Origin of the sequence: Desulfallas sp. Bu1-1, from assembly GCF_015594625.1 — a bacterium.
GTDB lineage: Bacteria > Bacillota > Desulfotomaculia > Desulfotomaculales > Desulfallaceae > JADNRQ01.
Genome location: NZ_JADNRQ010000004.1, coordinates 134,975 through 158,655, shown reverse-complemented (window position 1 = coordinate 158,655; position 23,681 = coordinate 134,975). Strand labels below are relative to the sequence as shown.

General features: G+C 50.9%; 29 protein-coding genes. 2 read left to right on the top strand and 27 right to left on the bottom strand.

Features of this window, described 5'->3' with window-relative positions; translation table 11 throughout:
- Positions 1–59 precede the first annotated feature (59 nt).
- Complete coding sequence (locus IT084_RS06330; protein ID WP_195712009.1) at positions 60–398, bottom strand: phage holin family protein; 339 nt, start codon at positions 396–398, stop codon at positions 60–62.
- Positions 399–525: 127 nt separating this feature from the next.
- Here IT084_RS06330 and rpsT point away from each other — a divergent pair, with 127 nt between their 5' ends.
- Positions 526–792 (top strand): 30S ribosomal protein S20, encoded by a 267-nt coding sequence (gene rpsT, locus IT084_RS06325; RefSeq protein WP_195712008.1) that lies wholly within the window; start codon positions 526–528, stop codon positions 790–792.
- A gap of 37 nt (positions 793–829) precedes the next feature.
- Here rpsT and holA read toward each other — a convergent pair whose 3' ends face one another.
- The 26 genes from holA to ald form a co-directional block, all read right to left on the bottom strand.
- On the bottom strand, positions 830–1,849 hold the full coding sequence (gene holA, locus IT084_RS06320; protein WP_195712007.1) for a DNA polymerase III subunit delta: 1,020 nt from the start codon (positions 1,847–1,849) through the stop codon (positions 830–832).
- Between the two features lie 2 nt (positions 1,850–1,851).
- Positions 1,852–2,619, bottom strand: a complete 768-nt coding sequence (locus tag IT084_RS06315) for a HesA/MoeB/ThiF family protein (RefSeq protein ID WP_195712006.1) — start codon at positions 2,617–2,619, stop codon at positions 1,852–1,854.
- Between the two features lie 45 nt (positions 2,620–2,664).
- The gene (mobB, locus tag IT084_RS06310; protein WP_195712005.1) at positions 2,665–3,180 is read right to left on the bottom strand and encodes a molybdopterin-guanine dinucleotide biosynthesis protein B; all 516 of its coding nucleotides are present in this window, start codon (positions 3,178–3,180) and stop codon (positions 2,665–2,667) included.
- The gene (locus IT084_RS06305) at positions 3,170–3,610 is read right to left on the bottom strand and encodes an MOSC domain-containing protein (RefSeq protein WP_195712004.1); all 441 of its coding nucleotides are present in this window, start codon (positions 3,608–3,610) and stop codon (positions 3,170–3,172) included. Before IT084_RS06305 ends, mobB begins: the two co-directional genes overlap by 11 nt.
- Entirely contained in the window at positions 3,598–4,110 is a 513-nt protein-coding gene (moaC, locus tag IT084_RS06300; RefSeq protein ID WP_195712003.1) for a cyclic pyranopterin monophosphate synthase MoaC, read from the bottom strand. The genes IT084_RS06305 and moaC overlap by 13 nt, the downstream gene beginning before the upstream one ends.
- A gap of 6 nt (positions 4,111–4,116) precedes the next feature.
- Entirely contained in the window at positions 4,117–5,097 is a 981-nt protein-coding gene (gene moaA / locus IT084_RS06295; RefSeq protein ID WP_195712002.1) for a GTP 3',8-cyclase MoaA, read from the bottom strand.
- A 50-nt stretch (positions 5,098–5,147) separates the two neighbouring features.
- A complete protein-coding gene (locus IT084_RS06290; protein ID WP_195712001.1) occupies positions 5,148–5,846 on the bottom strand; it encodes an ABC transporter permease in 699 nt (232 codons plus the stop codon).
- A 52-nt stretch (positions 5,847–5,898) separates the two neighbouring features.
- Entirely contained in the window at positions 5,899–6,264 is a 366-nt protein-coding gene (locus IT084_RS06285; RefSeq protein ID WP_313885435.1) for a LysR family transcriptional regulator, read from the bottom strand.
- Positions 6,265–6,266: 2 nt separating this feature from the next.
- A complete protein-coding gene (locus IT084_RS06280) occupies positions 6,267–6,515 on the bottom strand; it encodes a MoaD/ThiS family protein (RefSeq protein ID WP_313885434.1) in 249 nt (82 codons plus the stop codon).
- Between the two features lie 65 nt (positions 6,516–6,580).
- Entirely contained in the window at positions 6,581–7,018 is a 438-nt protein-coding gene (locus IT084_RS06275) for an acyl-CoA dehydratase activase (protein WP_313885433.1), read from the bottom strand.
- Complete coding sequence (locus IT084_RS17975) at positions 7,015–7,188, bottom strand: hypothetical protein (protein ID WP_207744439.1); 174 nt, start codon at positions 7,186–7,188, stop codon at positions 7,015–7,017. The genes IT084_RS06275 and IT084_RS17975 overlap by 4 nt, the downstream gene beginning before the upstream one ends.
- Before the next feature lie 30 nt (positions 7,189–7,218).
- Complete coding sequence (locus IT084_RS06270; RefSeq protein WP_195711999.1) at positions 7,219–8,487, bottom strand: 2-hydroxyacyl-CoA dehydratase subunit D; 1,269 nt, start codon at positions 8,485–8,487, stop codon at positions 7,219–7,221.
- Positions 8,466–8,573 carry a hypothetical protein gene (locus IT084_RS18975; protein ID WP_395879504.1) on the bottom strand — a complete coding sequence of 36 codons (108 nt, stop codon included), beginning with the start codon at positions 8,571–8,573 and terminating at the stop codon, positions 8,466–8,468. The genes IT084_RS06270 and IT084_RS18975 overlap by 22 nt, the downstream gene beginning before the upstream one ends.
- A 2-nt stretch (positions 8,574–8,575) precedes the next feature.
- Complete coding sequence (locus tag IT084_RS06265; protein ID WP_195711998.1) at positions 8,576–9,598, bottom strand: 2-hydroxyacyl-CoA dehydratase subunit D; 1,023 nt, start codon at positions 9,596–9,598, stop codon at positions 8,576–8,578.
- 5 nt (positions 9,599–9,603) lie between these two features.
- Positions 9,604–10,995, bottom strand: coding sequence for a B12-binding domain-containing radical SAM protein (locus IT084_RS06260; RefSeq protein ID WP_195711997.1), 1,392 nt, complete (start codon positions 10,993–10,995; stop codon positions 9,604–9,606).
- Positions 10,996–12,399, bottom strand: a complete 1,404-nt coding sequence (locus IT084_RS06255) for a radical SAM protein (protein WP_195711996.1) — start codon at positions 12,397–12,399, stop codon at positions 10,996–10,998.
- Between the two features lie 335 nt (positions 12,400–12,734).
- On the bottom strand, positions 12,735–13,019 hold the full coding sequence (locus IT084_RS06250) for a hypothetical protein (protein WP_195711995.1): 285 nt from the start codon (positions 13,017–13,019) through the stop codon (positions 12,735–12,737).
- Positions 13,020–13,395: 376 nt separating this feature from the next.
- Positions 13,396–13,662, bottom strand: coding sequence for a hypothetical protein (locus IT084_RS06245; RefSeq protein WP_195711994.1), 267 nt, complete (start codon positions 13,660–13,662; stop codon positions 13,396–13,398).
- A 63-nt stretch (positions 13,663–13,725) separates the two neighbouring features.
- Positions 13,726–14,565, bottom strand: coding sequence for a polyamine aminopropyltransferase (speE, locus tag IT084_RS06240; RefSeq protein ID WP_195711993.1), 840 nt, complete (start codon positions 14,563–14,565; stop codon positions 13,726–13,728).
- Between the two features lie 14 nt (positions 14,566–14,579).
- Positions 14,580–15,176, bottom strand: a complete 597-nt coding sequence (gene pdxT / locus IT084_RS06235) for a pyridoxal 5'-phosphate synthase glutaminase subunit PdxT (RefSeq protein WP_195711992.1) — start codon at positions 15,174–15,176, stop codon at positions 14,580–14,582.
- Position 15,177: 1 nt separating this feature from the next.
- The gene (gene pdxS / locus IT084_RS06230; RefSeq protein ID WP_195711991.1) at positions 15,178–16,065 is read right to left on the bottom strand and encodes a pyridoxal 5'-phosphate synthase lyase subunit PdxS; all 888 of its coding nucleotides are present in this window, start codon (positions 16,063–16,065) and stop codon (positions 15,178–15,180) included.
- An 84-nt stretch (positions 16,066–16,149) separates the two neighbouring features.
- A complete protein-coding gene (locus tag IT084_RS06225; RefSeq protein ID WP_195711990.1) occupies positions 16,150–17,886 on the bottom strand; it encodes an aldehyde ferredoxin oxidoreductase family protein in 1,737 nt (578 codons plus the stop codon).
- Positions 17,887–17,888: 2 nt separating this feature from the next.
- Positions 17,889–18,527, bottom strand: coding sequence for a hypothetical protein (locus IT084_RS06220; protein ID WP_195711989.1), 639 nt, complete (start codon positions 18,525–18,527; stop codon positions 17,889–17,891).
- A 5-nt stretch (positions 18,528–18,532) separates the two neighbouring features.
- Positions 18,533–19,894: an APC family permease gene (locus IT084_RS06215; protein ID WP_195711988.1), complete on the bottom strand. Its 1,362-nt coding sequence runs from the start codon at positions 19,892–19,894 to the stop codon at positions 18,533–18,535.
- Between the two features lie 97 nt (positions 19,895–19,991).
- Positions 19,992–21,425 (bottom strand): aspartate aminotransferase family protein, encoded by a 1,434-nt coding sequence (locus tag IT084_RS06210; RefSeq protein WP_195711987.1) that lies wholly within the window; start codon positions 21,423–21,425, stop codon positions 19,992–19,994.
- Between the two features lie 34 nt (positions 21,426–21,459).
- Positions 21,460–22,569: an alanine dehydrogenase gene (gene ald / locus IT084_RS06205; RefSeq protein ID WP_195711986.1), complete on the bottom strand. Its 1,110-nt coding sequence runs from the start codon at positions 22,567–22,569 to the stop codon at positions 21,460–21,462.
- Between the two features lie 411 nt (positions 22,570–22,980).
- Here ald and IT084_RS06200 point away from each other — a divergent pair, with 411 nt between their 5' ends.
- Complete coding sequence (locus tag IT084_RS06200; RefSeq protein ID WP_195711985.1) at positions 22,981–23,670, top strand: response regulator transcription factor; 690 nt, start codon at positions 22,981–22,983, stop codon at positions 23,668–23,670.
- The last annotated feature ends 11 nt before the right edge of the window (positions 23,671–23,681 follow it).

Sequence of the window (23,681 nt, the reverse complement as noted above, 5' to 3'; positions counted from 1 at the left end):
TGACATTTTTTGGCTGAAAATACTTAACCCCACCATTGTTCAGGCGGGGTTATGCACATTTACCGCAGCACCGTCGGCACTACCGCGTCGATAAGCCCGACAACGAAAGCCGAAATCAGCGCTCCGACCAGGCTGACACTGAGCAGGTTGGGGATTACAAATTGCGCCAGGTAAATAACCACCGCAGCGGTAATGAATCCAACAATCCCGCGATTCTGGGGTGAAATTTTATCCCCCAAAAGCGCCTCGGCCACGTAACCCAAAACGGCGATAACCGCCGCCGCGATCAGGGCGCCCGCAAAGCCCCCGCGCACCACGAAACCGGGAGCCAGCCAGCTGACAACAATTAAAACAAGTGCGGAAACTACAAAACGAATGATCAGGCCGATCCATTGCATAAAATATACTCACCTCCTTTTATCAAGCTAATATTTATCATTAACCAAAAAAAACGTTCGTATACGGGAGAAACTTGCTTTTTTTATCAACGCGTGGTAAAATTGACGCTGTTGGGAGGTGAGAAAAATGCCGAATATCAAATCTGCCGCCAAGCGGGTTCGCATTACCAGGAAACGGACCGAGCGCAACAGGCGTATCAAATCCAACTTACGCACCGCCATCCGGCGCTTTAGAGAAGCAATGGCCGGTGAAAACAGGGAAGAAGCCCAAATGAGGTTACGCCGGGCGCTGATTACCATAGATAAAGCCGTCACCAAAGGCGTGCTGCACAAAAATACCGCTGCCCGCAAAAAGTCGCGTTTAACCAAGTTTTTCAACAAAATGGCCGGATAATAAATTACCACCCAGTTGCCAAACATGGGTGGTTTTATTACTTTTCAGCGCATATTTTCAGGATCAAGGTTTCCATGGCGGGATAAAAAGCGGTCCGCCCGGTTTTCACGCGGTAGTCCAGCTCGGCCAGTTCATTAATGCACCGCACCAGCCGGCCCGTACTGAAATTGTTCCGCTGCTGGTAGATTTTTTTATAAACATACGGGTGCAACTTTAAAAGAGCTATAATCTCATCACGGGTGCGGCCCGACTCCAGCAGGCCCCGCACCTGCAGGATCAGCCGGAACTGCCTCGCCACCATGCCGGTGATTTGCTGGGGCTGGTGCTTTTGCAACAACAGGTTGCGGACGCCGGACAGCGCCCGCACGCAATCCTTCGATCCGATGGCGTCAACCACCTCGAAAATGTTTTCCTCCACCCTACCCGCCACCAGTTCCCGCACCATTGCGGGTGAAATTTCTTTTCCCCGGCCGGCATGGCAGGTCAGCTTGCGCATTTCATGATAAAGAGTATACATATCCTGACCGCAACGGGCCAGCAGTTCCTCCGCAGCCTCCCTGCTCAAGGCGCATTCTTCCTCCCGGGCCAGCTTGGCCAGCCACTTGGCCAGCTCCGCAGGTCTGAGCCTGGTAAATTCAATGGCCCGGCCCACCCGGGCCACTTCTTTATAAACTTTTTTGCGGCGATCCACGCCTTGCGCGGTGTCGAAAACCAGGCAGGTGCCGGCATGAGGGCCGGCAAGATACTCCAGGAGCTGTTTCTCCTCCCCCTCATTCTTTCCCTGCGCCGGCTGAAACAGGCCCGGGTTGCGCACCACCACCAACCGCCGGCCGGAAATAAAAGGCGTATGCCCTGCCGCGGTCACAATCTCCCGAACCGGTACGGTTTCCCCGTCCAGAACCTCGTAGTTAAATTCATCACCGCCGGGGGGCAGCAGGGTTTCCCGCAAGCGCAAAATGGCCTGTTCCCTCAAGTAAGTCTCCGGTCCATAAAATAGGTATACCGGGAAAACGTTTCCTTTTTTCAAATCAGTTAAAAAATCAATAAAGTACTTCATACTTACTCCGCCGCTACCGCCCCGTTTCCGCACACCGGACAGCCCGGGTCTCGGCTGATCTCCACGGTATAAAACCGCATGGTCAGGGCGTCGTAAGTCAACAGGCGCCCCACCAAAGGCTCCCCGATACCCAGGGCCGCCTTAACCGCCTCGGAGGCCTCCAGAGCACCGATCACCCCCGGCACCGCCCCCAGCACCCCCAGCTCGCTGCAAGAAGGCGCTTCCCGGGGTGGAACATCCCTGAAAATGCAGGCCAGGCACGGCCCCCGGCCCGGAAGAATGGTCATGACCTGCCCGGAATAAGCGAGCACACCCCCAAATATATAGGGTTTGCCCTGTTCCACGCAGGCGCGGTTGATCAAAAACCTGACCTCAAAGTTATCGGTCCCGTCCACAACCAGGTCGTAGCCGGCGATGATGTCGCGGAAATTGTCGTCGCCAAGCCTCCGGAAAATCCCGGTAACCTTGACGTCTGGATTGAGGGCGGTCAGTTTTTCCCGGGCCGATTCGATTTTAGGGCGGCCAAGATCGGTGGTGAAGTGGAGGATCTGCCTCTGCAAGTTGGACAGATCCACCTGGTCGCCGTCCACCAGGCCGATATGGCCGATGCCGGCCGCCGCCAGGTAATAGGCCGCCGGGGAGCCCAGTCCCCCGCTGCCCACCACCAGAACCCTTGTCCGCAGCAGGCGTTCCTGACCCTCCGGTCCCACCCCGTCCAACAGGATATTTCTTCTGTAGCGCTCCAGTTGTTGATCAGTTAATTTACCCAATAATATCCACCCTTCCTTGGTGCCAGGTGTTGAAACGTTGAAAGTTTATCTTCGACCTTCGCGTAAATATTTATCAATAATAAAATCAGCCGCGCCGGCGATATTGCCGGGATCAAAGCGGGGCACGTTTTCCGGGCAGAGGCCGCGCTCGCCCACCACCGCCACCAGTTGTCCCGGCCGGGACGCCGGCTTTCCCTCGCCACACCCGGCCCGGCGCACTTCGATTTGAGGGAACGGTCCTTGCTTGTAACCCTCGGTGAAAACCAGGTCCACGCCCGGCATCATCGCCGCGATGGCGCCGGGAGAAACCTCGCCGTCCACCTGCAACACCAGGCCGGCCTTCCCCGGTCCGGCGATGGCGGTGCAGGCCGCTCCAGCCCGGGCCAACCGCCAGGTGTCCTTGCCCGGTATGTCCAGCTCAAAAGGCCCGTGATGGTGTTTGATTACTCCCACCCGGAAACCCCTTTCCTTCATTGCCGCCACCAGCTTTTCCAGGAAGGTGGTTTTGCCCGTACCGGCCCAGCCCACAATGGAAATCACCGGCACCCGGTTACTTTTCATCCAGCACCCTCACTTCATCGCCCACCCGTACCACTCCGCCGCGCAGCACTTTGATAAAGATTCCTTCCCGGGGCATCACACAATCGCCGGCCTGGTGATAAATGGCACAGCGGGTGTGGCATTCCTTGCCGATCTGGGTCACCTCGCCCAGGGCTTCGGCCCCGATGGCCATTTTGGTGCCCACCGGCAGGGAAACCAGGTCCAGACCCACAGTGGTGATATTTTCAGCAAAATCCCCGGGGTTGACGTCAAGCCCGGCATCCCTCATTTTCTGCACGCTTTCCAGGGCCAGCAAGCTGACCTGCCTGTGCCACGGCCCGGCGTGCGCGTCCCCTTCCAGCCCGTGGCCGGCCACCAGCCGTCCCGTGCCAATGTTTTTCTTGCGCATACCCTTTTTGGGGCTGGTGCAGACAGCCACTACATATCCCATGGTTCCTCGTCCTCCCTTTCAAATGTGCCGCTTTTACCGCCGGTTTTTCGTACCAGCCGAACCCGGCCGATCACCATTTCCCGATCCACCGCCTTGCACATGTCGTAAATGGTCAGCCCCGCGACGGATACCGCGGTCAGAGCCTCCATTTCAACGCCGGTTTTACCGGTGGTGCGCACCCGGGCCTGGATTTCCACCCGGTCGGGTTTTTTCAGCCTGAAATCCACGTTTACCCCGGTGAGGGTGATGGGGTGGGCCATCGGGACCAACCTGCCCGTTTCCTTGGCGGCCATGATCCCGGCCACCCGGGCCACATTCAGCACGTCCCCCTTGGCCACCCGGCCCTGCTCGATTAACTCCAGAGTGGCCGGGCGCATCATGACTTCCCCCCTGGCCACCGCCTCGCGGACGGTGTCGTCTTTACCGCTGATGTCCACCATCCTGGCGGCGCCTTTCTCGTCAAAGTGGGTGAGTTCTTTGTAACCTTGATTACCGCTCATATATCATCAACCTCCGATTTGTGACATAACCCGGTCGTCCCGCTGCCACCCGGCGGCCAGGTCATGCCCGTCCGGCTTGTTCATGACGGCCTCCCGGAAAATTTGGGCCAGTTCATCCGGCCCGGCGCCCGAGCGCAACGCCTGTTTAAGATCAGTCTCCCGGCGGTTAAACAGACACGGGCGCAGCTGCCCGGTGGACGTCAGGCGCAACCTGTTGCATTCAGCACAAAAATGGTTGCTCACCGCCGAAATAAACCCGACGGTGCCATTGGCCCCGGGCAGGCGGCTGTAACGGGCGGGTCCATTGCCCGGCACTTTTTTCTCGTCCACCAAGTTGCCCAGGTTCCGGGTAAGCAATTCCCTAACCTCTCCGGTGGCAACGAATTTGCCGCCGGCCCACGCATCAGAGGCGCCAACGGGCATCAACTCGATAAAGCGAACGTGCAACGGGTGATCCAGGGTCAGCCTGGCCAAGTCCACCAGTTCATCGTCGTTAAAGCCCCGGATGGCAACGGTGTTGATTTTAACCGGGCTCATCCCGGTTTCCAGGGCGGCGTTGATCCCGCACCAGACCCGGCTCAGATCCCCTCCCCTGGTAATGCGCCGGAACCGGTCAGGTTTCAGGGTATCCAGGCTGATATTGACCCGGTTCACCCCGGCCGCCTTAAGGTCCGTCGCCATCTCCCGCAGCAGAATCCCGTTGGTGGTTACGGCAATATCATCAATTTCCGGAATATCGCGCAGGCCCGCGATCAAGTCCAAAATTCCGCGGCGCACCAGCGGTTCGCCACCGGTCAAGCGCACCTTTTTAATGCCCACCCGCACCCCGGCCTTGACCACCGCAAGTATTTCTTCGATGGACAGAATCTCGTGGTGTGGTATAACTTCAACCCCTTCCGGAGGCATGCAATACACACAGCGCAGGTTGCACCGGTCGGTGACCGATATTCTTAAATAATTGATCTGCCGCTGGAACCTGTCCCGCATAATTACACCTTCTTTATTTGATTGGTTTCGATCGTCCGCCCCGGCCCGCATCAGGAATGACGGCCCCTTTGCTGTAGAATCGTCAAACTAAAAGTAATTATATACGCCAGGAGCAATAGAATAATGCTCAAAGCTGTGCCGACATCAAAGTTGCCCTTGTTGACCTCCATTACTGTAGCCGTGGTAAGGGTCCGGGTCAGTCCCGGTATATTGCCCCCCACCATCATGGCGGCACCCACCTCGGAAATAACGCCGCCAAACCCGGCAATAACCGCGGCTAAAAGTCCCAGGCGGGCCTCCTTCAGCAGCAGCCAGTACAACTGCCGGCGGGACGCCCCCAGGGCCAGGATCTGCAGCCTGATTTTTGGATTCAGCTGCCCGATGGCGGCCATACTGAAACCGGTGACAATAGGGGACGCGATAATGGCCTGGGCGATGATGATTGCCGCAGGGGTATACTGCAGGCCCAAAAACCCCAGGGGGCCGGAACGCCAGAGCATTAAACTGACGAACAGGCCGACCACCACGGGAGGCAGCCCCATTCCAAGGTTAACGAAGCTTACCGCCAGGTTTCTTCCCGGAAAAACCCGGAAAGCCAGAAAAAGCCCCAGCGGCACGCCGATTAACACACTGATCATTGTGGCCGTTCCGGATACCCGCAGCGTAAACAGCGTTATCTGAAGCACTTCCGGATCACCGGAAACAACCATCCGGGCCGCCTTGAGCAAACCCTCCCATACCATTTCCAACAAGCACTACCCCGCTTCAATATGCTTAATATTGCATAACGCTTATAAAAAATTAATCCTTAAAATTTCTGGCAAAGATCGCTTTGATTTCCCGGCCCACTTCTTCGCGAAATTGATAAAACCGGCGAATTAATTCGCCCGCCTCGGGCGTCAACCTTGCGCCGCCGCCCGCTTCGCCGCCAACCCTGGTGGCGACCAGGATCATTCCCCAATTCTTTTCCGCCGCTTTAATCTTGCCCCAGGCGGCGCGATAGGACATGCCCATGGCCGCCGCCGCTCCGCTGATGGAACCGGTTTGTTCTATGTGCTCAAGTAATTTGAAAAAACCGTCACCCTGCACGCCGCCGCCCTTTTCCAGCCAGATTTTATAGCCCGGAGCGAAGGAGGTCAATTTTTCGCGCACATCGTCAAGAGCCACAATCAACCACCCCCCACCGGCGGAAAAAGCGAAACCCGGTCTCCTTCCCCGGGTATGTAATCCAGGGATTGGTGCCTGCCGTTGACCAGGATGGTAAAGACCTGTTCTTCGGGAATACCCATTTTTTGCAGCAAGTCCCTCAGTGTTGCCTCTTCCGGCAATTCAACCGGTACTGGCTCGCCGAAACGCTTGTGGGACAGGTATTTTTCCAGTCCGCTGAATACCCGCAACTCAACCTGCAAGTATTTCACCCCGCAGTATAAAAAACAAATTTAAAAGGGTTATTCAGCAACCCTTTATTTATTATACTAACAGTTCACAATGCCGTCCAGCTCTTTATCCCAATAATCTGGGGTTCGGGCGGTATATGCATCTCCAACCCCAACCTGGCCTCGATACACCTTACAACACCTGTATTTTTGGCCACGCCGCCGGTCATGGTGACCGCCGGTTCCACATCAAGCCGCCAGGCCATATTGGATACCCGTTCGGCCACCGACTCGTGCAGGCCCAAGATAATCTCCTCCCTTGGCCGGCCCATCGCCACCAGGGATACCACCTCGGACTCGGCAAACACGGTGCACATGTTACTGATGGACGCCGCCTCCAGGGTTTCTCCGGATAACCTACCCAGTTCTCGGAGATCCACCTCCAACGCCCGGGCCATCACCTCCAGAAAACGGCCCATGCCTGCCGCACACTTGTCGTTCATCACAAAATCCACCACTTTTCCCGCCCCGTTCAACCGGATCACCTTGCTGTCCTGACCCCCGATATCAATACCAGAACTTCCTCCAGTGCCCTTCTCGCCACCCCGGACCCCCCGGTACCGGTGGGCATAACTATAAAACCGACCAGTTCTTCGTTGTGCAAAACAACCGCCTTGGTCGTAAAAGACCCGGCATCTATACCGGCGTAAAACACCGCCTTCACCTCCGCATTTGCTTACTCCTGCTATTTCGCATCTATCATTTCAATAAATCCTTCCAGCCTGGCCAACAACTGCCCCTCTCCATAATTTCTACCGTCCACACAGTCCCCGTCCAGACTTAAAAACGGCACGCCGGCCGACCTCAACGCTTCTTTGATCGGACGCAGGCCGCCGTTGCTCTGACGGCAGCCCCAGTGGGTAAAATGAACCACCCCGTCGATCCGGTACAAGCGCACCAGTTGCAACAGCGTTTCGATACGCCTTTCGACAGGCCCCAAGGCAAAGTGGGACAGCGCCTTGCGTGCCAGGCTTTCATAGGGCCGTTCCGGGTCCAGGGGTTCCCAGTAAACGTGGTTCATTTCCTCGCAGGCCAACGCCGCGCCGAGGCGGTTTTCCAAGTATTCCATCAGGCCGTTGCGGTAATACGGTTTCAGGTGCAGCCAAAGCAAACGCCTGCGTTCCGGCACCGCCCGGTCGCCTCTACCGGCCAGCCCTTCCAGGTCACGGTAAAATTGCCGGTAGATCTGCACCGTTTCCGGCGCGCCCTGGGCGGTAAACAACAGGTATACGAAATTTAACGCCTGGCTGCCGGGAACGTTAACAAATGTAGCCCGCCGCAACTCGTTAATTTTCAGCATATATTCCCGCGCCTGGTTGGAATTTTCCAGGGCACGTGCCAGGTTGTCCCTGGTCAGCGGGCGCCCCAGGCGATGGGACAACCGCCCGGCAATTTCCTCCAACTGACCGGCAACATAATCCACGGCAGCGTCCCCGCCCGTTCCGGGCACATCCAAAAAAAAGACGGGTTTTTTGTAAAAAGCAGCCACGTGTTCGAACAGCTTTGGGGCGCCGTCGCAGAGGTGAGATGAATAGACCAGAGCGTCAGGAGCCGGCAGGTATTCTTCCAGTACACTTCCCATGGCACACCGGTGAAAGGAGCATGTATCCCGCGTGCTCCAGTATTGTTCGGCGCGCCCCAAAAATTTTGTCGCCAGGCCCAGGCCGGCGGCCACCGCCGCCCCGACTTCCGGGGCGAAGGGCACCGCTTTAAGGGCATGCAATATTTCGGTGGGGAAAAATACACTGTTCCAAATCACCGGGTCCCGCCTCAAGTAGGCCCGTCTGGTTTGCTCCAGGGCATACCTGTTCATCATCCAGACTGCCTGGAGGGAATACTGGTGCCGGCTTTTAACCAGAAGTGCTTTTAAGATATTGTAACTTAGGGGTGAGCGCAGTACGTGCCGGCCCAAATCACCACCCATTTTTTCTTTTACCAGCCGGTAGAAGTCCACGCTATCCCCCCTGTCAGCATTTCTACAAACGCTTCGATTCTAGTCCCTAATTGACCGGTTTCCGCGGCGGAAAAATCTCCTTCCAACCTTAAAACCGGGAAACCGGCTTCACCCAGGTTTTTTTCAGAAGCGGAAACTCGTACAGGTTGACGTCGCAGAATTTAAGACTGTAATAAACCACCCCGTCCGCCCGGTACTCCCGGGCAAGCTTGATTAACTCCGCGCTCCTTGTTTCCGCCGCGCGGCTCATCCGCGGGCAGGGAGGCTTGCCCAGGTAAGCTGTCGCCAGTTTCAATAAGGGATCGCCTGATTCCCATGTATCCCCTGTGTTTTCCATGCCAGTAAAATAGCGCAGGCCGTTGCAGGCATCCTCACAAACCACCAGTCCGCCGCATTCCTCGATCAACTCGACCAGGGCCGGGGGGAGAATACCACCGGTGACCAGGATCCTGGGTCGGCTACCCCCCGCCGTTTCCTTTTTAGCAGTCAGATTGTCAATAATACGGACCAAATCCGGGTTTAATTCATTTTTGGGTATCGTTGCGGCCATGCGTACCAGGGCCATTGCCTCACTGCCCGAAACCAGCGGCCTCGCTTCCCTGCGCAGGTGGTAAAGGTGACGCAGTAAACGCCTTGTTTCGGCGGTTTCAGCAATGGCCCGCCACAAGTCCTCTTGACTCACCCGCCGGCCATAATGCTGCTCAAGAGCGAGCAGCAGGTGGCCCAGATTTTTACTGAAAAACTTCCGGGCTTCGGGGGTATCCCGCCGGGGCAGTTCCAGCCCGTAGACAAACCCATGGGTGATACAACGACGCCAGGCGTTATACAAGTGCACCGCCGCGTTGCAGGAAAACCCGATCACAACCCCCGAAAGGTACGGGTACCTGCCGGCCAATCCCGCATCCAGACACCCTGTGACTTGAGCGCAAAAATTTCCCGGCAGGCAAGCATCGGCCCGGGTAACTTTTGTACCGTCAGCTACGAGCCGGTAAGGTTTTAGTCCCGCTGCCGCGATGATTTCTTCGGGAATGTAGCTGCAGGTCCAGCCCACGGTAAAGTTGTCACTTGCAAAATATCCCTCTTTTGCGTTCGTTTCCTGTGCTTCAACCATTTTCGTCAGGCCTTTCCGAGATAAGAACGGTAATCCAGCGTCTGTCTCACTCCGGAAAGCAGCCGCCGCAGGTGCTCCCAAGACAGCCGTCCGGTAAGGAACTTTTGTAAAAACCACCTTAAAGTCCCCATGGTGTGCCCGGGGCAAAAATAAGCTTTCCGGTACAGACGGGTAAACTCTTTATAAAAATCTACCAACGGCAGCCGCGTCGGCAGGACGGCGTGGAGCAGGTCGAATTGCTCGCAGTTCTTGGTGGTCAGGCGGCTCTTAAGCTGTTGAAAAAGTTCTGTACCGGGCAGCGGCGTCAGAATACTGAACTGGGGTTGTTCGATCCTGAGTTTCTTTATGTAGTGCAGAAGTTTCTGAAAATCGGCACTGCTAAAGCCCGGGTCAACAATAAAAGAAGCGTAGACGCCAACCCCTATGGACTTGAGAAAACTTAAGGCCTTTTCGTTGTTTTCCACGCTGTTTTGCTTGTTGACCAGTTCCATCCCCGATTGGTCAATTTTTTCAAAGCCGATGAAAACCTGATCCAGGCCGATTTCTTTCCACTGGCGGACTATCTCCGGATGTTTCATGATGGTGTCGCTCCTGGCTTGGATGATATACCTGCGCTTGGGCAGGCGGCTGCTCTTCAGCAGGGAAGCTATTCTTTCGGCCCGGCGCACGTCGGCCAGGAAATTGTCGTCGGTGAAGAGCACGTCTCCCGCGGGCAGGCGCTCCACTTCTTCCACCACCCGCTCGGGGCTCATGCTGCGCACTTTGCCCCGGTAAAAACGCCAGATACTGCAAAAATTGCAGCGGTAGGGACAGCCCCGCGCAGTCTCCAGAGTGACGAAGGGTCGCCGCAGCCCCAGGAAATAGCGGTCTCTGTACCGGTCAGTAAGATCCCGGTTCGCCCGTGGGACATCGTCAAGCCGCTGCAAAAGCGGGCGCTCCCCGGTAAAAAATTGACCTTCCCGCATGTTGAGAACCAGACCGGCCACCCAGGCCGGGTCGCCTCCCCCTTCCAGGGCGGCAATCAACTCCGGCACCGTGGTCTCACCCTCACCCACCACCACCGCGTCCACCGCCGGGTGACGGAAGTCTTCCGGGCTCAAAGAGGCGTGGTGGCCGCCTACGAATACAAATATGTCTTTGTTGGCGGCTTTCGCCTCTTGGGCCAATTCCAGTGTCCGGTACACGTCCACGGTAAAAGAACAGCTGATCCCCACCGCCGCAGGGCGGAATTCCTGCACGGCGACGGTGATGTTGTCGTTCGCAAGCATGTCCAGCAGGCGGACGTTGTGATCCCCGAGAGCGGCGCCAACAATCTCCAGCCCCAGCGGTTCGACGGCAATCGTACTTTTATAGCCCATACCGGCTACGGGCCTGGGCTGCACCAGTAGCACTCTCATTTACCGATCCTCCCCCCGGTCCGGCAATGGCATTTCGATATGGCCCAACGCCTCAACTTCGGCCGGCCGCCCGTCTTCCCAGAGCGAATCGGCTAACCTCCCCCAGGCATGGGAATATTCCCGTAGCGCCGCCGCAAACTCGGCGGCATCCCCCCCGGAAGCCAGCTGGGTGGGATGGGCTCCCGACTCGGCCACCATCTCCGCCAGCATATCCGGATTGTCGATAATGGGGCAGGGGCGCAGCATATTGTGGTTGAAGGGCTGTCTTTTCCGGTAGGCCCGCATCAGCGGGGAATTGAGCGCTTCCAGCAGGGTCATGTCTTTGATGTTGCCTGTTGCGTAGTGGACGAAGGCGCAGGGTTCTACTTCTCCGGCGGCGTTGATGTGCAGGTAGCGGCGCCCGCCGGCGATGCACCCCTGCACCAGTTCCCCATCGTTCCAAAAGTCAAAAACGGCGATGGGCTTGCTTTTCCTGAAATACTGCACCTGCCGGTACATGTAGGCCCGCTGTTTTGGAGTGGCCATCAGTTCCAGGTCCACGTCGCTGCCGATGGGGATATAAGTGAAATACCACCCGAAAGTGCAACCCTTGGCAATCATCAGTTCTATAAAATCCTCGCTGCCGACCTCCTCGGCATTCCGGCGGGTGTACGTGGCGGAAAAACCGAACATCACCCCGGCCCTGCGAAGGGTATCCATCGCCTTCATCACGCGGTCGAACACCCCCCGGCCCCGCCTGGCGTCGGTGCTTTCCCGGAAGCCTTCCAGGCTGATGGCAAAACCGATGTTGCCGAGCTTGGCTACCTCCTCGGCCAGGGAATCGTCAATCAACGTGCCGTTGGTATAAACGTGAAAAGCCATGTCCGGGTACTTGGCCGCCAGCGCCAGCAAGTCGTTCCGACGCATAAGCGGCTCGCCCCCTGAAATTACCATGAAATAGATACCCAGCGCCTTGGCCTCGCTGCAGATTCTGTCCAGGGTGGCGTAATCCATCTCTTGTTCCCTGTTGTAGTCTCCCGCCCAACACCCGGTGCAGCGCAGGTTGCACCGGGCGGTAGGGTCGACCAGCAGGGTGAAGGGAATATTGGTGCCCGTTTTGGCAGTTAACTCCCGCTGCCTGGGAATACCAAGAAACCACGCGTTGATAAACATGTTGACGATTAATCGCTCCCTGACCCGGGGATGCACCTCCTTGAAAATCCTCATCGCCAGCTGGTACCAGTTGTTGTCCCTGTCCTGAAAAACCCGCCCGCCAATCTCGATCTTTTCCCGGACTTCGGGGTGAAAAGGGATTTTCCCGGCCCAGTGCAGAAGAGACTGCAGGCCTTCCTCGGGATTGCGGTTTACGTACTTCACCACTTGTTTCAACGCCGCTTCGCCCAGAATACTTACAGCCAGGCTCATTCAAATTGCCTCCTTTCTATAATGGCATAAGACAATTGGCATAAGACAAAGCCACCCAAAAATAATATATAAACAGTAGTTATGCAGTTTCAGGATAATAATCCCAATTCCACAACTTAAAATCCTAATTTCCTCCCCTGGGGTCAATTTTGGCAATCCACTGCCTGCTCGTCTCAAAAACTCGCTTAATTCCTGGATTAGGTTGGGGTAAAATGTTTTTTCCGCTACACTGAAACGGGCTATTTATGTTTGCTTCCGGACTGCGCAATTGGCTCACATAGCATCATTAAATTACGACATCCCTACATGCAATACTAGTATCAAAGCCATAAAAATTAAGATGTAACCATCGTTGTTTTTACTTGATTATAATCCTTTGGTCCCCAGATGGCATGTTCAACTGTAGTAAGAATCGCCCCAACCATATATTGAGTATCGGTTTTCCTAGCTTCGTCCAGTGATATTATTAGAGGTAAACGAATTTCATATAGATCTTGCAGGTTTACGATTATCAGCAAATGTAATTTTTTATCTGAAACATTGGTAAATAAAACCCGGGTTATTCTCGGGTCTTTCTCCCTAACTTCTTGTTCTACTTTCTGAATAGTCGTTTTTAACATGATTAAGCACCCCACTTCTTTCAGTTTTGCTTTTTCAGGATATAACAGTACCACTGCAAATCATGTAAATGGAAATTTATCTTTACTACAGGGTCCCGGCGGTCCCCGCCGGGTTCAGAACCCTCGCGCCGACAGGGCTGCGGGACATCACTTGCGGGGGACCACCGACCCTGCCGCAAACTTGTTTTGTTCTAATGTAATGCCTCGGAAAAAATAATAACCACTGAGTGCTGGATTGCGCACGTTCGCTATGCTTAACTCCATTTTCCGGGGAAAGTCGCGAGCGAATGGAAGTGACCACCGAAGCACAAAATACTATCACCGTAAATTGTCTTTCGATGGCTGATGCTCAGGCTTTACATGATTAACCCTAAATTTAATCCACCGTATCCCGGACATCATTTCTGACCCTTTTTTTATCAAATGTATACGCCGGATAAATCCATTGCACACATTTCCATATGGTATTGCAAATAATCGTTACGCCCATTACAATTGCTACGCCAAGAATAACATGGTTGGCAATAGAAACATTTAAAAAGTCATAATATGCTTTTATTAAAAGATCTGCCTGGGAAGCAGATCCGGCAGCTGCAAATACTTGCTGTTTAAAATTTTCTGCCTGTTCAAGGGCACCCAGCATTTAATAAACCTCCATTCCGGTTTCGCTTTATTCTTTTTATTACGACCGCCAACACACGCCCTGTTAAACTACAACTGCATTATTAATCATCTGCAATATAAATGTGGGTAACCCAAACGCGGATACATGTATGTCTTTATTGTAATATTTGGTCTCAAAGCTAATTTTGTTATCCAATTTCACAGCCAGTGGATCATAATATTTTGAAGCCAATGTAAAGCTCCATAAACCGCTTGGATAAGTAGGAATGCAGGCCAAGTATAATCTTGTTATGGGAAAAAGTATAGCTAATGAGCTGAAACTGGTTTTTAACAAATCTTGATTAAAAAACGGTGACTCCGTTTGGGCAACCAAAATACCCTTTTCGTTCAACAACTTGCTAATATTCTGGTAAAAATCGTGCTTGTAAAGCCCAACAGCCGGCCCCACGGGGTCTGGCGAATCAATTAAAATAACATCATATCGTTCCTGTGTTCTTTGAGCATATTTAATGCCATCATCTATAATAATTTTCACTTTTTCGTCGGTAAGTGCATCGGAAATATTGGGTAAATACTTAATGCTATTTCCTATTACCTTTTGGTCAATTTCCACCAAATCCACACTTTGTACAGTTTTGTGCTTTAGAACTTCCCTTGCGGTACCCCCGTCACCTCCACCGATAATTAATACTTTTTGTGGCTTAGGATGCGTTACCAAAGCCACATGGGCCAGCATTTCGTGGTAAATAAATTCATCCCAGGTAGTTGTTTGCACAATTCCATCAAGGATTAAAGCCCGACCGCATCCCATCTCAACAATGGCCAGATGCTGATATTTTGTCTTTTCCACATGTAATGTCTCTTTAATTTTCCAGAGCAGCTTATACCATTCAGTTTGATCTTCCACCAACCAAAAGTTCATTGATATCCCTCCTATTAGCCTGCCAAAGAGGTCACCATGGATCTTTGCACTATATTCAGAAAAATTTGATGAAATAAGAGATCCGATGTCAATTCCGGATGAAATGATGTGGCCAAAAGATTACCCTGTTTACAAGCAACAATATTTTTTTGATATCGTGCTAACACCTCCACCCCGTCACCGATCGAAATAATTTGCGGAGCCCTTATAAATACACCCGGAAATTCTTCCTGAGCAGCAAATCCACTTAATTTAATTTTTGTTACAAAAGAATGTTTCTGCCGCCCAAAGGCATTTCTCCTGACTTTGATTTTCATTAACTTGAGAGGTTCCACGGAATTGTCCTCAATTTCAGATGCTAGTAATATCAAACCGGCACAGGTACCCCAAATGGGAAAGTTTAATAAACCTTTTTGCCTGATGGCATCAAATAACAGGTTTTTTTGGGCCAGCTTGCTTATTACAGTACTCTCCCCCCCGGGAATGATCAAACCATTAATATGCTTAAGATCCTGATTATACCGAACATCCATGGTATCAATACCAAGTTTTCCGAGACATTGCATGTGTTCCCTGTATGCGCCCTGAAGACCTAAAACTCCTATTTTCACCTTACCACCCCCGTCCGGCCATTCTGTTTTCCTCGGATATGGAAGCCAGGCTAAGGCCGGGCATTGCCATACCTAAATTTTCGGAGATTTCCAATAGCTTATTGGCGTCGTTATAGTAAGTAACCGCGTCAACAATTGCTTTGGCCATTTTAACCGGATTGGCAGATTTAAATATCCCCGAGCCCACAAACACGCCATCGGCACCCAATTGCATCATTAGCGAGGCATCTGCTGGCGTTGCAATTCCACCGGCGGCAAAATTAACTACCGGTAATTTCCCTTCATCATGAACCAGCTTCACGAGTTCATAGGGTGCGCCCATATTTTTTGCTTCAGCCATTAACTCGTCTTCATTCATGTTCACCACTTTACGGATCTCGCTCATTATCGTCCTCATGTGCCTCACTGCCTCCACAACATTTCCCGTCCCCGCTTCACCCTTGGTACGAATCATGGCGGCACCCTCGCCTATTCTGCGCAAAGCCTCTCCTAAATTGCGCGCCCCGCAAACAAAGGGAATGGTAAAATCATGTTTGTTAACATGATGATGTTCATCGGCAGGTGTAAGTACTTCGCTTTCATCAATAAAATCAATTTCAAGTGCCTCAAGGATTTGGGCCTCAACAAAGTGTCCGATCCGAATTTTGGCCATAACCGGAATTGTTACCGCATGCATGATTTCTCGAATAATCCTGGGGTCGGACATTCGCGCCACTCCGCCTTCCCGGCGTATATCCGCCGGAACCTTTTCCAGAGCCATGACAGCCACCGCACCGGCCTCTTGGGCTATTAAGGCCTGCTCCGCATTGGTAACATCCATGATCACGCCACCCTTGAGCATTTCAGCCATTCCGGTTTTTACCTTTATTGAACCTGTACGAGCAGTCATATACCCAACACTCCTTACCTGAAGAAATTTACCCCTCCCCGAAGTACGGGGAGGGATTATAATTCATACTATGGGGAGGAACATCTAAAAATTGAATAATTTGTCCAATTCATCCTTGTTTATATCAAATACCGTGTTATGAGTTGTCACCGGCTCACGGCGCAAAAATTCCGGTAGATCGTCTGATGACCTGCCAAGGCCGGCTGCCAGGTTAAACTCGCGTTCCGTTTTCAACACTTGCTTGCCCAAGGCGACGACATCATCGCCGGTTAAATTTACACCGTACATTGCGTTGATCATCTCGATAACTGCGGGTAACCCTTCAGGATCATCTAAGACAGGGAAAGCGACAAAAAGACATAAGCCGGTACAATCAACTGCAGCCGTGGCAATTTGTAAATCCCTGGATAACTCCACCTGCCCTTCCGTTCCCAAAGGTTCTACAAAACCTCCAACCTTCAGCACGTTCGCGGCTACGGAATAGCCCGCAGTATGGTCCGCTCCCATTGGAGATGTAGCATAGGTTACCCCTATACCCTTGACAGCCCTCGGGTCATAAGCAGCCAGGGCCTGGCCCTTTACAACAGGCACTCTGGTGATCCCAAAAATTTTTCCTGTAATGGCTGCGCCATGGCCGATAATTCTTCCCATGGGGCTTCCCTTTCTTGCTTCTTTCAATAACTGGATAGCCCCCTGGCCGTCTCCAAACGATATAACTCCGGCTTCCATGGCCACCGCCAGGGCAGCCCCTGTTTCAATGGTATCCAAACCGATGTCATTACAGAGCCTGTTTAGCTCGGCAATTTGATCAATGTTGTCAATTTCGCAATTGGCTCCCAAAGCCCATACGCTCTCATACTCAACAGGGGCGCACAGCACTTCTCCCTTTTCATCGGGATAAATATTGGAACAGTGAATTACACACCCGGGATGACATTGGTGCCCCATCTTACCTTTACCACCCCTCTTACCCACAATCTCGGCAATTTTCTCGCCGCCTGTTTCACTGGCCCGCTCAAATCTACCATATTTAAAGTTCCGGGTGGGAAGCGCGCCGGCTTCATTGATTACATTAACCAGAGCGGCAGTCCCAAAGGCGGGCAAGGCCTGGCTGGTTAAGGGGTGATTTCTTATAATTTCAGTGAACTTTTTAGCGGCGCTTTCAAATTTTTGCTTGTTTTTAACAGGTACATCAAAGGTTGTACTGCAATTTATAACAATGGCCTTGAGCTTTTTGGAACCCATTACCGCCCCTAGGCCGCCCCTGCCCGCATAACGGCCCGGATGCCCCTCCATATCATTGGTTGATACCCCCGCACCGGCCATCAACATCTCCCCCGCCGGGCCAATGCAAATGATCCCGGCATTTTTACCATACTTCTGCCTCAATTTATGATTAACCTCATAAGTACCCAGGCCTTTTAATTCCGGCGCCGGGACCAACTCAGCGCCCCCTTCGTTGAGGTGAAGGAGATAAATCCCGTCGTCTTTTGGCTTGCCCTCAATAATAAGCGCCCTGATCCCGAGGTTGGCCAACTTTTGCGGGGTTATGCCTCCCGCATTACTTTCCTTGATCCCACCCGTTAAGGGGCTTTTTCCACCCACGGACAAACGCCCGGATGAAGGAGCGCGCGTACCTGTCAGAAGGCCCGGCGCAAAAACCAGCTTATTACTTTCGCCCAGCGGGTGGCAGGCGGGAGGAACCTCCTTGGCAATTATCGCGGAAGTAAGCCCCCTCCCGCCCAAACCCTGGAATTCGGCCGGCAGTTCCTCTATACTAATTTTTCGGTCACTCATATTAACGCGAACAATTTTATCCATAGTCAACCCCCTCTTTCTTTAACAATTAAATTCTTTATTAGTAAATTTCCAATTTGTTCAAAAATAAGGTAGCAAGATTTAATTTCTTCCTCATGCAAATTCACCGTAAAGGGAGGAACGGGTGGGAAATATATAACAGAAATCGTGCCTGCCATGGGTTGAAGTTGCAGGTTAATCACTTTATTACCTACACTTGAGTTACAAGTCGCCCTTAAAGATTTAATCCCGCCTCGATTAACAAGAGCAATGAAACTTTCATCGTTATTGAAGCTTTTTAGCAAACGGCCAATAACACAATCGTTATTCCTACTCGCAAAGAAAGGTTTTGCCCTAATCAAATTCCCGCTCCATCTCAGCCTAGCATCCAGTTTTGTACCCTGCTGACACGGGCAGCTGCATTTTACAGTTCCTTCGTGCAAACTTTTAATCATGGCACCCATCATTTTTTTTTCAGTGACAAACTTTAACTCTAATCGATCCCATACTGAACTGCCAACCATGGCCGTTTTAGTTTGCTCGCATATTTGACACCCAACCCCCAGGCCGGATAAAACTTCCGCAACCTGCTTTAATATCGCCAGTCTCTTAACGTCATAAACACGGCGCATGTTCACACCCATTTTTATATCGGTTTTACTCACGCTAATTATTCTGATGTTTGTGTTGCTTTAGCTTCAATATTATCAATTTTCTGATTATTGAAAGATGTCCAAATTGCTGCATAGATAAAACATAAGCACATAAACGCAATCCCAATGCCGATAACATCCCATGCCCCTTTAAAGGTGAAATACTCAACCGCGGCAATCAACAGCACACCGAATACGGGTACAAGGATGTGGTTGTTAAAAGGCCTGGGTTGATTTGGGCGGTCAATTTTAAATTTCACTACCAAAAAATTGCTCCATAGGTATATCAACAGCCAGATAAAAGCTGACGCATTGATCAAATATACCACGTCATTCCACAGCATAGGGCCTATCGTAAACAGAATAAAGGTTAGGAAGATTGCCGCCCAGGGCGTTTTGTACTTGGGATGAACGTAGGCAAAAATTTTGGGCCACAAGCCTTCCCTCGCCATGGCATAAGCAATCCTGGGTATGGACGCGAAAGCTACATTAACCGAGCCCATTGAAGCGGTAAAAGAAGCTATACCCATGAGCAACAGGCCAAATTTCCCCAACAATGCCATACCGACGTCAATTTGCGGACTATTACCAACCAGCAAGGCATTATCCTTAACGGGGTCAAGAACACCGACAACCCCCAAACCCATTGCCACATTGATGAAGAGGATGGCCAGTATGCCTAGAATCATCCCCCAGGGTAGATTTCTTTCGGGATCAATTGTTTCTTCAACTAGGGGAACCGCAAATTCGAGTCCGACAAAAAGCCAAAAGGCAAGGGGAATGGCTAAAAATACCGCACCCCAGCCAAACGGGGCAAAATTAGCGATTAAACCCCAATCAAACTTGCCGGCCTGAGTCGCTCCTCCGGCTGCAATCAATCCAAAACCGACCCTTACGATAATCATAAAAATTACTAATAACATTTCAACCCAAGCTGCCAACTGAATACCTAACAAGTTGATAACACAGCAGGTGATCGTGATAAATAGAATCCAACTTACAAGGCTGCCAACCCCTGTGGCATGTTGCAAAGCCCAAGCACCGGCTCCAATTTCCGCGGCAAAAACAAAGCCCATCATACCCCAGTAGGTAGTTCCCACCCCTGTGCTTAAAATGGCTTTACCCCTTGTAAAAGCTTCCTTGGTATATTGATAAATACCCCCGGCCTGCGGAAACATTGTGGCCAGTTCTGAAAAAGACAACACCACCAGCAAGTTTAATCCAAAAGCAATTATCAGCGAGATGATAAAAGCAGGCCCTGCAATACCAAACCCGTTAAAGTTACTGACAAGCGTGCTGGAAGCACAGACAAGTCCGACAGAGACTGCAAAAATGGAGCCCATACCCAAAACCCTTTTCAATTCTTGGCTTTCGGACATGTTTTTAATCATCCCTTTCCTAGGTTTGCAAGGAATTTTTCCGGCTTGGTAGAATCAACTCTACCAAGCCGGATATTTATTCTTGAGCTTGCATACTTTACTCGGTGCAATATTCATCCAGGCAACCCAGCGCATAATCGAGGGCGTCAATAGCTTTATCCATTGACTCCTTGGTAACATTTAGCGATGCCCCGATACGCAGGGTATTGGGGGTAAACCCGCCAAGCATAACGCCTTTTTCAACGCACTTGTTGCGAATAAATACACTGGGATACATACTAATATCCCCGGCATAAACCGTATGGCGATCCTCGGGTGCAAACAATTCCTTGGTCTTCTTATTTTTAACAATTTCAACCTGCCAAAGCATTCCCTTGCCTGCAACAAGCCCTACGCACTTATGTTTTTCTTCCAGTTCCTTGAGTTTGGCCCCGAAGTACTTGCCTGCTTCATCAGCCATTTTAGGCAGGTCAACTTCCAGCATGTATTCCAAGTTAGCAGCTACCGCCGCCATTGCCACCGGGTGCGCCGAGAAAGTGCCGACATGCCACCATCTCCACTCATCAAGGAATTCAGCAATCTCCTTGCTGATTACAACCCCACCGGCCGGCAATGCCGAGCTGACTATACCCTTAGCCATGGTCATAATGTCAGGCTTAACGTCATATTGCTGGTACGCAAACCATGTGCCTAAACGACCGAAACCGGTTAATACTTCATCACAGATCCAAAGAATATCCAGTTCTTTAGTCATTTGGCGAATTTGTGGAATATATTCTTTGGGTGGGTGAATTGTAGCAGCGCCAAAAGATATTTCAGTAATCATGGCGGCAACGGTATCTGGGCCAATAGATTTAATTTTGTATTCGGTTGCCAGCACACACGGCAGCTTGCCATCGCTTAACTTGCATTCGGGATAGGTATGTCCCAGGCTGCACCTGAAGCAGTTCGGGGCAGGGGCAAGGTGGTACCCCGAACCGGGGTGATTGGGCACAACCCTGCATACCACCGGGTCCTTGGGGTCTGCCAGGCCGCTTCTAATACCTCTCAACCTTGTGCAACCAGCTGCTCCCATGGTCCAACCGTGGTAAGCATATTCCCTGGTGATAATGTTGGGCCTGTTCTTGTACAGTTTTGCCAAAATCAAAGCCTTTTCAACAGCCTCACTGCCGGTGGAAACAAAACTAACCTTGCCTGCCCAATCATCGGGACCCAATATATCTTCTATTAAAAGCTTTGCTGCCTTGGAGCGGTAATCCGTGGCATAAGCTTCCCAAAGGTGGCCGTACCTTTCTGTTGCTTCTCTAATAGCCTGCTGGATTTTAGGGTTGCACTGTCCCGCGTTCACACAATAAAGCTGGTTAAAAAAGTCAAGCAGCCTTGTGCCATCCGGCAAAATGATATAATCGCCTTCCACCGCCGCAACCGGAACGTGTGCGTATTCTTCCTTGGTAACATCCAGATGCACGTAATATTTTTCATCCCACTCCTTAACCTTGTTCCAGTCAACATTTGATGGAATCTTTGCCATATAAAACTCCTCCTTGATTAAATAATCACTAAATTTAAATAATTTGTTTTAAATATTCTCCCATACAGTGCGCTTCTGCCACCCCTTGACAGGTTATTTTTCCGTCAATAACATTCACCCCCCTGGCTAATTCTTTGTTTTCCCTAATGGCTTTTTTTACACCGTATTTAGCCAATAATCTGGTGTAAGGTAACGTAACGTTGCTCAGGGCAAAAGTTGATGTTCTGGGTACCGCGCCCGGCATGTTGGCCACGCAATAGTGTATTACTCCGTCAACTTCAAAGGTAGGATTGCTGTGCGTCGTTGGCCTGCTGGTTTCAATACATCCGCCCTGGTCAACGGCAACATCAACAATTACAGAGCCTACCGGCATTTCTTGAAGCATTTCCCTGGTTACCAGCTTAGGTGCCTTTGCCCCGGGAATCAAAACCGCGCCGATTAACAGGTCACATGTGGGCAACAATGAAGCTATGTTGTAAGCCGTTGACTTGAAAGTCTTTACCTTGGATCCGAAAATATCATCAATATAACGCAACTGATCAATATTAACGTCCAAAATAGTAACATTTGCCCCCAGCCCGACGGCCATTTTAGCCGCATTTATGCCCACAGTTCCGCCTCCGATGATCAATACATTGGCCGGTAAAACGCCGGGAACCCCCCCGGGCAGTAATCCACGCCCCCCGTGAACGCGTTGCAAATATTGGGCGCCGATTATAATGGCCATTCTTCCGGCAACTTCACTCATGGGCGCAAGCAAAGGTAAAGTGCCTTTATCAGTCTGTACAGTTTCATAAGCAATGGCGGAAACGCCCTTCTGTACTAAAACTTCAGTAAGTGTTTTATCCGCTGCTAAATGTAAATAAGTAAATAAAATCTGTCCTTGCCCCAAAAAGTCATATTCCGAAGCAATGGGCTCCTTGACCTTAAGGATCATTTCAGAGTTTCTGTAAATTGCCTCGGCCGAAGGCACAACTCTGGCACCGGCGCTGATATATTCACTGTCCGTAATGCCGCTGCCCTCACCCGCACCGGCCTGCACCAGTATTTCGTGGCCGTCACCTTTCAATTCCGAAACACCCGAAGGTGTTATTGCAACCCGGTTCTCATTGTCTTTAATCTCCTTTGGAACACCAATTATCATGCGAACACCCCCACTTCAGTCAACCTGCTGACAAAATGTTTAGTTCAAATTAACTTTTAATCTTAAGTTAAACGGCAACATTTATATTTTTATCAACTATTTTTGATGACCAACCTCCCTTTTGAAGATCAACTTTTTTGAATGCTTCACTGTTTTTAAACAACTATAACTAACAATTAATAAGAAAAACTAAAATAAAAATGAAATTAAAATGAACTTTTAGTAAAAATTTTCTTAATATAAAAATTATTTAAAAAGTTATGATATAATTAAAAAAATAATTAAATCTGCAGCTAAGACTGCAGATGTCAAAAAAAACTGCTTTTTTCATAATTTTACTTTTGAACCTAATCAGGTTTTTTTCAACCGCTGAAATCTCTGATTATGCCTAACATAATTGGAGGGATGTTTATGAAAAAAATACTTGTTGTTGATGATGAAATTGAAATGCTGGAATTAATCAAGAAATACCTCTACCGGGAAGGTTTTGAAGTATTGACAACCTCTAGCCCCGATGAAGCAATTAGATTAATGCAATTTTGGGCGCCGGATTTAATAATACTGGATATAATGCTTCCGGGTGCGGACGGCTTTGATATCTGCAGAAAGATACGTCAAAATAAATCTACCCCCATTATTTTTATCAGCGCTAAAAGCGACGAATCGGATAAGGTTTTGGGACTGGGTTTGGGGGGAGATGACTATTTAACCAAACCGTTTAGTTTAAACGAACTGATCGCCCGCGTAAAAGCCCTTTTGCGCAGGTGTTATCATCATGAATGCAGCTCAGACAAGCATAATAATATTATCAACCATGGTTCCCTGGAAATAAATCTTAGCAGTCACGAAGTTTTCGTATCGGGTAAGCCTATCAGTTTTACGGCCAAAGAATTTGAGTTGTTGGCCTTAATGGCTACCAACCCCAACCGAATTTTTAGCCGTGAAGAACTCTATGAAAGAATCTGGCAAGATGAAGCCATGGGTGATAGTCGAACAGTAATAGTGCATATCAAGCGAATTCGAGAAAAAATAGAAAAAAACCCCAGAGAACCTGAATATTTAAAAACGGTCTGGGGAGTAGGATATAAATTTGCAAAATAAACTTCAGGCAG

Coding starts and splice junctions, on each gene's coding strand:
- IT084_RS06330 (WP_195712009.1), bottom strand. CDS start 398: ATGCAATGGATCGGCCTGATCATTCGTTTTGTAGTTTCCGCACTTGTT.
- rpsT (WP_195712008.1), top strand. CDS start 526: ATGCCGAATATCAAATCTGCCGCCAAGCGGGTTCGCATTACCAGGAAA.
- holA (WP_195712007.1), bottom strand. CDS start 1,849: ATGAAGTACTTTATTGATTTTTTAACTGATTTGAAAAAAGGAAACGTT.
- mobB (WP_195712005.1), bottom strand. CDS start 3,180: ATGAAAAGTAACCGGGTGCCGGTGATTTCCATTGTGGGCTGGGCCGGT.
- IT084_RS06305 (WP_195712004.1), bottom strand. CDS start 3,610: ATGGGATATGTAGTGGCTGTCTGCACCAGCCCCAAAAAGGGTATGCGC.
- moaC (WP_195712003.1), bottom strand. CDS start 4,110: ATGAGCGGTAATCAAGGTTACAAAGAACTCACCCACTTTGACGAGAAA.
- moaA (WP_195712002.1), bottom strand. CDS start 5,097: ATGCGGGACAGGTTCCAGCGGCAGATCAATTATTTAAGAATATCGGTC.
- IT084_RS06265 (WP_195711998.1), bottom strand. CDS start 9,598: ATGGTTGAAGCACAGGAAACGAACGCAAAAGAGGGATATTTTGCAAGT.
- IT084_RS06260 (WP_195711997.1), bottom strand. CDS start 10,995: ATGAGAGTGCTACTGGTGCAGCCCAGGCCCGTAGCCGGTATGGGCTAT.
- IT084_RS06255 (WP_195711996.1), bottom strand. CDS start 12,399: ATGAGCCTGGCTGTAAGTATTCTGGGCGAAGCGGCGTTGAAACAAGTG.
- IT084_RS06250 (WP_195711995.1), bottom strand. CDS start 13,019: ATGTTAAAAACGACTATTCAGAAAGTAGAACAAGAAGTTAGGGAGAAA.
- IT084_RS06245 (WP_195711994.1), bottom strand. CDS start 13,662: ATGCTGGGTGCCCTTGAACAGGCAGAAAATTTTAAACAGCAAGTATTT.
- speE (WP_195711993.1), bottom strand. CDS start 14,565: ATGAACTTTTGGTTGGTGGAAGATCAAACTGAATGGTATAAGCTGCTC.
- pdxS (WP_195711991.1), bottom strand. CDS start 16,065: ATGACTGCTCGTACAGGTTCAATAAAGGTAAAAACCGGAATGGCTGAA.
- IT084_RS06225 (WP_195711990.1), bottom strand. CDS start 17,886: ATGGATAAAATTGTTCGCGTTAATATGAGTGACCGAAAAATTAGTATA.
- IT084_RS06215 (WP_195711988.1), bottom strand. CDS start 19,894: ATGTCCGAAAGCCAAGAATTGAAAAGGGTTTTGGGTATGGGCTCCATT.
- IT084_RS06210 (WP_195711987.1), bottom strand. CDS start 21,425: ATGGCAAAGATTCCATCAAATGTTGACTGGAACAAGGTTAAGGAGTGG.
- ald (WP_195711986.1), bottom strand. CDS start 22,569: ATGATAATTGGTGTTCCAAAGGAGATTAAAGACAATGAGAACCGGGTT.
- IT084_RS06200 (WP_195711985.1), top strand. CDS start 22,981: ATGAAAAAAATACTTGTTGTTGATGATGAAATTGAAATGCTGGAATTA.